We start from the raw sequence: 8,486 nt of genomic DNA on the forward strand, positions 1-8,486 counted from the left end.
GCCGTCACCGCTGCCCGTGCTGCCGCCGCTGCTTCCCCCGCAGGCGGCGGCCAGCGAGGCGCCCACGCCGAGCGCGAGGTAGCGCAGGGCGTTACGTCGGCCGATGACGCGAGCCGCGGCGTTGAGCCGGCGGAGCCGGCTCAGGTGACGGCTGTTCATGTTTCCCCCGTGGATGGCCTTCTTGATCGAATGGGGGAGTATAGCCACTGGCCCGGCCGGGCAGCGGTGTTCCTCCGCCCGAGTAGCGGCTCCTGGATCGTGGCCGGCACCAACACCGGCACCGGGACGGGGTCACTTCGGCGCGGGCAGCAGCCCGAGGTCCGAGACCGGGCCGAGGTGGGCGAGCTTGTCGGGGTTGGACACGGCGTGGACCGCCCGCACCGCGCCGTCGGCGTCGATGTCCAGCTCGATGACGCTGGCCACGCGCTGCCCGGCGTCGTACACCACCGCGCCCGGGCGGCCGTTGACCCGGGCCGGGACGAGGTGTGCGCCCAGGCGGAGGATGCGGCGCAGGCCGCCGATCAGCATCTGGGCGACGCGGCGAGGGTCGGTCAGGGAGTGGGCGAGTGCGCGGGCCTTGCCGCCGCCGTCGCCCTGGAGCACCACGTCGGGGGCGAGCATGCCGAGCAGGGCGTCCAGGTCCCCGCCCTCGGCGACCTCGAAGAAGCGGCGGGCCAACTCGTCGCCTTCCGCGCGGCGGGCCGGGGCCGGCAGGGCGGGGCCGTCCTCGGGGGCGGCTGCGGGCGCGAGGCGCTTCCTGGCGCGGGCGAAGATCTGACGGCAGTTCGCCTCGCTCCTGCCGACCATCTCCGCCACCTCCGGGTAGCCGTACCCGAACGCCTCGCGCAGCGTGAACACCGCGCGCTCGACCGGGGAGAGGGCCTCCATCAGCACCAGGAACGCCATCGACAGCGCGTCCGCCAGCTCGGCGTGCTCGGCCGGTCCGGGGCGCTCGGCGGTGGCGACGACGGGCTCGGGCAGCCACTCGCCGACGTAGGCCTCGCGGCGCACCCGGGCGGACTTCAGGTGGTTGATGCCCAGCCGGGTGACGGCCGTGGTGAGGTACGCCTTGGGGTCGGTGATCGCGGTGCCGGCCCGGGCGGCGCGGGTCAGGCCGAGGAAGGTGTCCTGGACGAGGTCCTCGGCGTCACCGACCGAACCCGTCATGCCGTAGGCGATGGAGAACAGCAGTGGCCGGTACCCGGCCGCGCCCGCCACATCCGTCGATCCCATCATGGAACCCCCCTTTCCGGACCGTGGCCAGCAGGTTATCCGAGGCCCGTCGGGGCTCACGGGCGGGTGGTGTGGCGCGGGTCACGGCGCCCGGGTGGCGGGGGGACGTCACAAAGCGGCGGGCTGTTCTGTCTTCAAGGGCAGCAAAGGGACACCGACCGAGGAGTACACCATGGAACCCCGCCTCAACGTCTTCGCCAACCCGGTCCTGAGCAAGGTCTTCAAGCACCTGATCGCGGCCAACAAGCCCATCGCCGAGTCGAGCCTGCCGTACGCCGTCCAGGAGTTGGTGCGGCTGCGCGCCAGCCAGATCAACGGCTGCGGCGCCTGCGTCGACATGCACTTCAAGGAGGCGGTGCACGCCGGGGAGGACCCGGTGCGCCTGAACATGGTCGCCGCCTGGCGCGAGGCCACGGTGTTCACCGACGCCGAGCGTGCCGCGCTGGAGCTCGCCGAGGAGGGCACCCGGCTCGCGGACGCGGCCGGCGGGGTGAGCGACGAGGTCTGGGCGAACGCCGCCAAGCACTACGACGAGGAGCAGCTCGCGGCGCTGGTCTGCGTGATCGCGCTCATCAACGCCTTCAACCGGGGCAATGTGATGATCCGTCAGCCCGGTGGTGGCTACGAGGTCGGCATGTACCAGCACTGACCGGCTCGACCTGCCGGTGAAGGGAAGGAGGGCGCGGTGAACGTTGCGCTGTGGATCGTGGCCGGGCTGCTGGCCGCCGTCTACCTGCTCGGTGGCGTGCTCAAGGTGGTCGCGCCGAAGGAGAGGATCGCCGCCGCCGGTTCCAGTGGCCGCTGGGTGGAGGACTTCGGCGCGGGAGGGGTGAAGGCCATCGGCGCCGTCGAGGTGCTGGCGGCGGTGGGGCTGGTGCTGCCCGCCGTGCTCGGCATCGCGCCGGTGTTCGTGCCGCTGGCGGCCGTCGGGCTGGTGCTGCTGATGGCTGGGGCGGCGGCGGTGCGGATGCGCCGCCGGGAATACCGGCTGGTGGCGGTGGACGCGGTCTACATCCTGCTGGCCGCCTTCGTCGCCTGGGGGCGCTTCGGACCCGAGCCCTTCCTCAACTGACCGGCAGGGCAGGGGCGATGGGAGACCGGGGCCGGTCGACGGTACGGCTGCCGCAGCACCTGCGGCGGCGCCGCGCCGCCGAGCGGCCCCGGCCTGAACCGGGCCGGTCCGTCATCCGTGGGGGTGAACATCGCCGGTGCATCCCGGTCGACGGACCGTCGGTGCGGGCGCGGGCTGCCACGATCTTCGCTGCTGGGGCCCGTGCCCCGTCGCTGTCGTGAACCGCCCGTTGCCGGGCGAGAGGGAGAAGCCGATGTCCGAGGAGACGACGCACCGGATCGTCCTGGTCCGCCACGCCAAGTCCGCGCACCCCGACGTGGACGACCACGAGCGCCCGCTCGCCGAGCGGGGCCGCAACGATGCGCCGGCGGCCGGCCGCCGGCTCGCCGGCAGCGGCGTCACCCCCGACCTCGCGCTGGTGTCGACGGCCGCGCGGACCCGCGAGACCTGGAAGCTCATGGCTGCCGAACTCCCGGCCAAGCCGAGGACCGTCCACGAGGAGCGCATCTACGAGGCGAGCGTGGGGGAGCTCATCGCGATCCTCAACGAGGTGTCCGACGAGGTGCGGGACCTGGTCGTGGTCGGCCACAACCCCGGCATCCAAGCACTGGCCGACGCCCTGGCGGGCGAGGCGGAGGGGGACCTGATGTCACGGATGCGCTCCGGCTTCCCGACCTCGGCCATCGCGGTCCTGTCGTTCCAGGGCAGCTGGAAGTCCGTCGAGCACGGTGCCGGCCGGCTGGTCGACTTCTGGACGCCGCACGCCTGACATACCCGGGCCCCGTCGTCGGGCGGCCGTTACCGTTCCCGGACACTCCCGGGTCCTCGGGCCGGGCATGATCACGTCGTCCAGTACGCCTACGCCGAGCCCGTACGGACCTCGGACGACCCGCCGCGGTCCCCGCAGCCGACCGAGACCCCGGGCTCCACCGCGTTCCCGGAGCCCGAGCTGTGCCCGTCCGGCCTCGAACCGTGCCGCTCCGCGAACGTCTGACTCCCGCCCGCCTCCCCGCCCGTGCCCCCGCTCAGCCCAGCACCGCCGCCACCGCCCGCGGGGTCCAGTGCCCGGACGCGCCCGGGCGGGTGGCGAGGTAGCCGGCCGAGCGCCAGGGGCCCCAGCCGTGGGACTCGGCCAGACCCGCGGCCAGGGTGCGCAGGTAGGGCGGGGCGGGGGCGTTGAGTTCGGCGCCGGCCACGCCCCAGGGCGCGGTGAAGGTCAGCAGCGGGTGCCCGTCCAACTCGCCGACGTGCAGCAGGGTTTCGTAGCGGCCCGGGCCGAGCTCGGCGCGTCCGGTGGTGAGTGCCGGGGTGAGGTCGAGGTCGGTGCCGGGGGAGCGGAGCATCTCCTGGGCGGCGATGTCGCTGAACTGGCCGACCGTCAACAGGTAGGCGCGGCACGGGACGTCGCCGTGGGCCGCCGGGTCGTAGAAGGCCGAGCCGCCGCCCCAGGTGAGCGAGCGCCCGGCGAAGTAGAGCGTGCCCGGCAGCGCGGTGGCCACCGCCCGGCGCGGCGGGCGCCGGTCGCGGCAGCCGGGGTAGTCCTGCGTTCCGCCGTTCGGGCGACCCCCGCGCAAGTAGCAGGCCAGGCGGGCGGCGTGTAGGTTCGAGCCGTACGCCACATACCAGACGAGCGGACCCGTTTTCCGGCCAACTTCGGCCCTTTGATGGCTGTTCCCGGACCCGCCGCCGTCAGCGGAATCCCAGCCTGAGGGGCCGTTGCCCAGCCCGCTCACAGGAAGGAGCCGCGGTGAGGGGCGCGGAAGACTCCCACACGAAGATGTGAAAACCGTGAACAGGCCGATGATCCGACCAGAACCCCCCGATTCGGTAGCGGCCCCCTCATTACCGGTACCGTTCCGGACGCCATGCCGTTCATCACTCTTCCCCCTCCCGTCGCGCTCCTTCGGTATTCGGCGATTACTCTTCACCAGCGAAAACGATCGAAAACCCACGAAATATCTTTCGATTCATGCCGTTGCCGCCCCTGTGTGGCATCGATGATGAGAATTTCCTTTGATCGCCCTTCGCTGCATCCAGCTGACTCCCAGCGGAGTCATGGTGAGTGGGCGCTGTCCCCGTAGGCGACAAAGGCCTCACCCGGCGTCACACCCGTACGCGCCCCCAGAAACCCCGGAGCCGAGGAAACCCATCCATGGACGCACGCCACGACACGGCCGGCCCAGGCACGCTGCACCGCCCCCACCCGGGCCCCGCGGCGGGCTGGCCGGTGGCCCAGGCCGCCCACCCCCGCAGCCTGCTCGACATCATCGCCGCCACCGCCGACGCGTACCCCCACGCGCCCGCGCTCGACACCGGCGACACCGTCCTCGACTACCGCGCCCTGCTGCGCGAGGTCGACACCCTCGCCGGGCAGCTGGCCGGCCACGGCATCGGCTGCGGCGACCGGGTCGGGGTCCGCATCCCCTCCGGCACCGCCGACCTCTACATCGCCATCCTCGCCGTCATGCGCTGCGGCGCCGCCTACGTCCCCGTGGACGCCGACGACCCCGACGAACGCGCCGAGATGATCTGGCAGGACGCCGCCGTCTGCGCCGTCCTCGGCCCCGGGCGCAGCCTGCACGCCGCGGCCGCCACCCGTCCCCGCGGCCGCCCCGCCTGGCCCGCGGCGGCCGACGACGCGTGGATCATCTTCACCTCCGGCACCACCGGCCGCCCCAAGGGCGTCGCCGTCACCCACCGCTCGGCGGCCGCCTTCGTCGACGCCGAGGCCCGCCTCTTCCTCCGGCAGCAGCCGCTCGCCCCCGGCGACCGCGTCCTCGCGGGCCTGTCGGTGGCCTTCGACGCCTCCTGCGAGGAGATGTGGCTCGCCTGGCGCCACGGCGCCTGCCTCGTCCCCGCCCCCCGCGCCCTGGTCAAGGCCGGCACCGACCTCGGCCCCTGGCTCGTCGAGCGGCGCATCACCGCCATCTCCACCGTCCCCACCCTGCTCGCCCTGTGGCCGCAGGAATGCCTGGACGCCGTACGCCTGATCATCGTCGGCGGCGAGGCCTGCCCCGCCGAACTCGTCGACCGCCTCGCCGTCGACGGCCGCGAGTTCTGGAACACCTACGGCCCCACCGAGACCACCGTCGTCGCCACCGCCGCCCGCATGCTCCCCGGCGAGCCCGTGCGCATCGGCGCCCCCCTGGACGGCTGGGAGATCGCCGTCGTCGACCAGGCCGGCAACCCCGTCCCCTGGTACGAGAGCGGCGAACTGCTCATCACCGGCGTCGGCACCGCCCGCTACCTCGACCCCGCCAAGGACGCCGAGAAGTTCAGCGCCCACCCCGCCCTCGCCTCACCCCGCGTCTACCGCAGCGGCGACCTCGTCCGCAACGACCCCGAAGGCCTCGTCTTCCTCGGCCGCGCCGACGACCAGATCAAACTCGGCGGCCGCCGCATCGAACTCGGCGAGATCGACGCCGCCCTCCAGGCCCTGCCCCACGTCCGCGCCGCCGCCGCGGCCGTCCGCAAGACCCCCGCCGGCGCCGACCTGCTCGTCGGCTACCTCGTTGCCCAGCCCGGCACCACCTGCGACCTCACCACCGCCCGCCGGCAGCTCCTCGAACGCCTGCCCGCTCCGCTGGTGCCCGTCCTCGCCCTCGTCGACTCCCTGCCCACCCGCACCTCCGGCAAGGTCGACCGAGGCGCCCTGCCCTGGCCGCTCGCCACCACCGGAGGCGCCCTTCCCGCCGAGAAACCGGACGGCACCGCCGGCTGGCTCGCCGGCCACTGGGAACGCCTGCTCGGCATGCGCCCCGGCGCCGACGACGACTTCTTCGCCCTCGGCGGTTCCAGCCTCACCGCCGCCCGACTCGTCTCCGAACTGCGCACCCGCCACAACGGCGTCTCCGTCGCCGACCTCTACGCCCACCCCGTCCTCGCCGACCTCGCCACCTACCTCGACACCCTCACCCCGACAGCCGCATCCGAACGGACGGCCACCCAGGCGCCGCCCCGCAGCCGCACCGTACGCCGCACCCCCCGCAGCGCCGGCCTGTGGCAGACCCTGGTGCTCCTCGGCATGTTCACCCTCGCCGGACTGCGCTGGATCCTCGTCCTGATCGCCCTCGACAACCTCACCGGCGGCCACCTCACCTGGGCCCCGCACAGCTCCTGGTGGCCCGTCGCCGCAGGACTCCTCCTCCTCTACAGCGCCCCCGGCCGCACCCTGCTCGCCTCCGCCGGCGCCCGCCTCCTCACCGCCGGCATCCGCCCCGGCAGCCACCCCCGCGGCGGCCACGTCCACCTGCGCCTGTGGGCCGCCGAACGCTACACCACCATGTTCGGCACCGCCGCCCTCGCCGGCACCCCCTGGGCCTGCCGCTACGCCCGGGCCCTGGGCTGCCGCGTCGGCCCCGGCGTCCAACTCCACACCCTGCCCCCCGTCACCGGCCTCGCCCGCCTCGGCGCCCACAGTTCCGTCGAACCCGAAGTCGACCTCGCCGGCTGGTGGCTCGACGGCGACACCCTCCACCTCGGCCACATCGACATCGGCGAAGGCGCCCGCATCGGCCACCGCGCCACCCTCATGCCCGGCGCCCGCATCGGCGCCCGCGCCGAGATCGCCCCCGGCTCCTGCGTCACCGCCACCGTCCCGCCCGGCGAACACTGGTACGGCTCCCCGGCCCGCCCCGCCGCCGAGCCCTTCGCCGACTGGCCCACCGCCGCCGCCCCCGACTCCCGCGGCTGGAACCTCGCCTACGGCCTCGGGTTCGCACTGTTCGGCCTCGTCCCGGTCATCGCCGCCCTGCCCGCCCTGCTCATCGTCTACCCGATGATCGACACCGACGCCACCCTGTCCGACGCCCTCGTCCAACTCCTGCCCGCCACCATCCCTCTCGCCGCCCTCGCCTTCGCCTGCTACGCCACCCTGATAGCGCTGCTCATCCGCCTCCTCTCCCGCCCGCTGCGCCCCGGCTTCCACCCCGCCACCGGCCGCGTCGCCTTCTGCGCCTGGGCCGTCAGCCGCCTCGGCGACACCGCCCGGCGCACCCTCTTCCCCTTCTACGCCAGCCTCTTCACCCCGGTGTGGCTGCGCCTGCTCGGCGCCCGCGTCGGCCGGCGCGTCGAGGCCTCCACCGTGCTCGCCCTGCCAGGCCTGATGCGGGTCGACGACGGCGCCTTCCTCGCCGACGACACCCTCGTCGCCCCCTACGAACTGCGCGGCGGCTGGCTCCACCTCGGCTCCTCCTATGTCGGACGCCGCTCCTTCGTCGGCAACTCCGGCATCGTCGGCCCCGACCGCCACCTGCCCGACAACTCCCTGGTCGGCGTGCTCTCCGACACCCCCGCCCACGTCCCCGAAGGCTCCTCCTGGCTCGGCCGCCCCGCGTTCGCCCTGCCCCGCGTCGCCGACACCGGCGCCGAAGGCCTCACCTACAACCCGCCCCGGCGTCTGATGTGGGCGCGCGCCGGCGTCGAGCTCTGCCGGCTGCTGCCGATCGTCCTCGCCGCCCTGCTCGGCGACCTCGTCCTGGTGGTCCTGCAGGAACTGCGCGACGAGTACGGGATCGGCGCGGCCCTCGGCGCCGCCGGACTGGTGCTGATCGCCGCGGCCGTCGTCGCCTGCGCCGTCACCACCGCCGCCAAGTGGCTGCTCGTCGGTCGCTTCCGCGTCGCCGAACACCCGCTGTGGTCCTCCTTCGTGTGGCGCAACGAGCTCTACGACACCTTCGTCGAGGAACTCGCCATGCCCTTCGGCGGCCACGCCATCACCGGCACCCCCTACCTGAACGCGTGGCTGCGCAGCCTCGGCGCCCGCATCGGACGCGGCGTGTGGTGCGAGACCCACTGGCTGCCCGAGACGGACCTGGTCACCGTCGAGGCAGGCGCCAGCGTCAACCGCGGCACCGTCCTGCAGACCCACCTCTTCCACGACCGCGTCATGCGGCTCGGCCCCGTCCACCTCGCCGCCGGCTCCACCACCGGCCCGCACTCCATCGTCCTGCTCAACTCCTCCCTCGGCGCCGGCACCACCGTCGGCCCGGCCTCCCTGGTCATGCGCGGCGAGAACGTCCCCGGCGCCACCCGCTGGCTCGGCAACCCCGTCGCCGCCTGGAACGCCGACCCCACCCCGCCCGCCGGACGACGCCGCCGCCGGGCCACCGCATCGGTGTGACGCGGATCACCTCCGCGGGGTGACGAGTTCGCGGTGCGGTCACGGTCCTCACCCGTGACC

At 73.9% G+C, this 8,486-nt stretch carries 6 protein-coding genes; 4 read left to right on the forward strand and 2 right to left on the reverse strand.

Features of this window, described 5'->3' with window-relative positions; all coding sequences use genetic code 11:
- Nucleotides 1–291: 291 nt before the first annotated feature.
- Nucleotides 292–1,236 (reverse strand): RNA polymerase sigma factor SigJ, encoded by a 945-nt coding sequence (gene sigJ / locus ACFU7Y_RS33960; RefSeq protein ID WP_224277137.1) that lies wholly within the window; start codon nt 1,234–1,236, stop codon nt 292–294.
- Between the two features lie 169 nt (nt 1,237–1,405).
- Between sigJ and ACFU7Y_RS33965 the strand changes: the two genes are divergently transcribed.
- From ACFU7Y_RS33965 to ACFU7Y_RS33975, 3 genes are all read left to right on the forward strand, one after another.
- Nucleotides 1,406–1,882: a carboxymuconolactone decarboxylase family protein gene (locus ACFU7Y_RS33965; protein ID WP_224277135.1), complete on the forward strand. Its 477-nt coding sequence runs from the start codon at nt 1,406–1,408 to the stop codon at nt 1,880–1,882.
- Nucleotides 1,883–1,918: 36 nt separating this feature from the next.
- Nucleotides 1,919–2,305, forward strand: a complete 387-nt coding sequence (locus ACFU7Y_RS33970) for a DoxX family protein (protein WP_224277133.1) — start codon at nt 1,919–1,921, stop codon at nt 2,303–2,305.
- A gap of 253 nt (nt 2,306–2,558) precedes the next feature.
- Nucleotides 2,559–3,074 carry a histidine phosphatase family protein gene (locus tag ACFU7Y_RS33975; RefSeq protein ID WP_224277131.1) on the forward strand — a complete coding sequence of 172 codons (516 nt, stop codon included), beginning with the start codon at nt 2,559–2,561 and terminating at the stop codon, nt 3,072–3,074.
- A gap of 256 nt (nt 3,075–3,330) precedes the next feature.
- Here the strand turns inward: ACFU7Y_RS33975 and ACFU7Y_RS33980 are convergent, their stop codons facing one another.
- Complete coding sequence (locus tag ACFU7Y_RS33980; protein WP_224277129.1) at nt 3,331–3,924, reverse strand: histone deacetylase; 594 nt, start codon at nt 3,922–3,924, stop codon at nt 3,331–3,333.
- Nucleotides 3,925–4,457: 533 nt separating this feature from the next.
- Between ACFU7Y_RS33980 and ACFU7Y_RS33985 the strand changes: the two genes are divergently transcribed.
- Nucleotides 4,458–8,426 (forward strand): Pls/PosA family non-ribosomal peptide synthetase, encoded by a 3,969-nt coding sequence (locus tag ACFU7Y_RS33985; RefSeq protein ID WP_224277127.1) that lies wholly within the window; start codon nt 4,458–4,460, stop codon nt 8,424–8,426.
- The last annotated feature ends 60 nt before the right edge of the window (nt 8,427–8,486 follow it).

It is taken from the genome of Kitasatospora sp. NPDC057542, assembly GCF_042801945.1.
Lineage (GTDB): Bacteria > Actinomycetota > Actinomycetes > Streptomycetales > Streptomycetaceae > Kitasatospora.

Bases quoted from the DNA above. Each gene is read 5' to 3' on its own strand.
- sigJ (WP_224277137.1), bottom strand. From the start codon at position 1,236: ATGATGGGATCGACGGATGTGGCGGGCGCGGCCGGGTACCGGCCACTG.
- ACFU7Y_RS33965 (WP_224277135.1), top strand. From the start codon at position 1,406: ATGGAACCCCGCCTCAACGTCTTCGCCAACCCGGTCCTGAGCAAGGTC.
- ACFU7Y_RS33975 (WP_224277131.1), top strand. From the start codon at position 2,559: ATGTCCGAGGAGACGACGCACCGGATCGTCCTGGTCCGCCACGCCAAG.
- ACFU7Y_RS33985 (WP_224277127.1), top strand. From the start codon at position 4,458: ATGGACGCACGCCACGACACGGCCGGCCCAGGCACGCTGCACCGCCCC.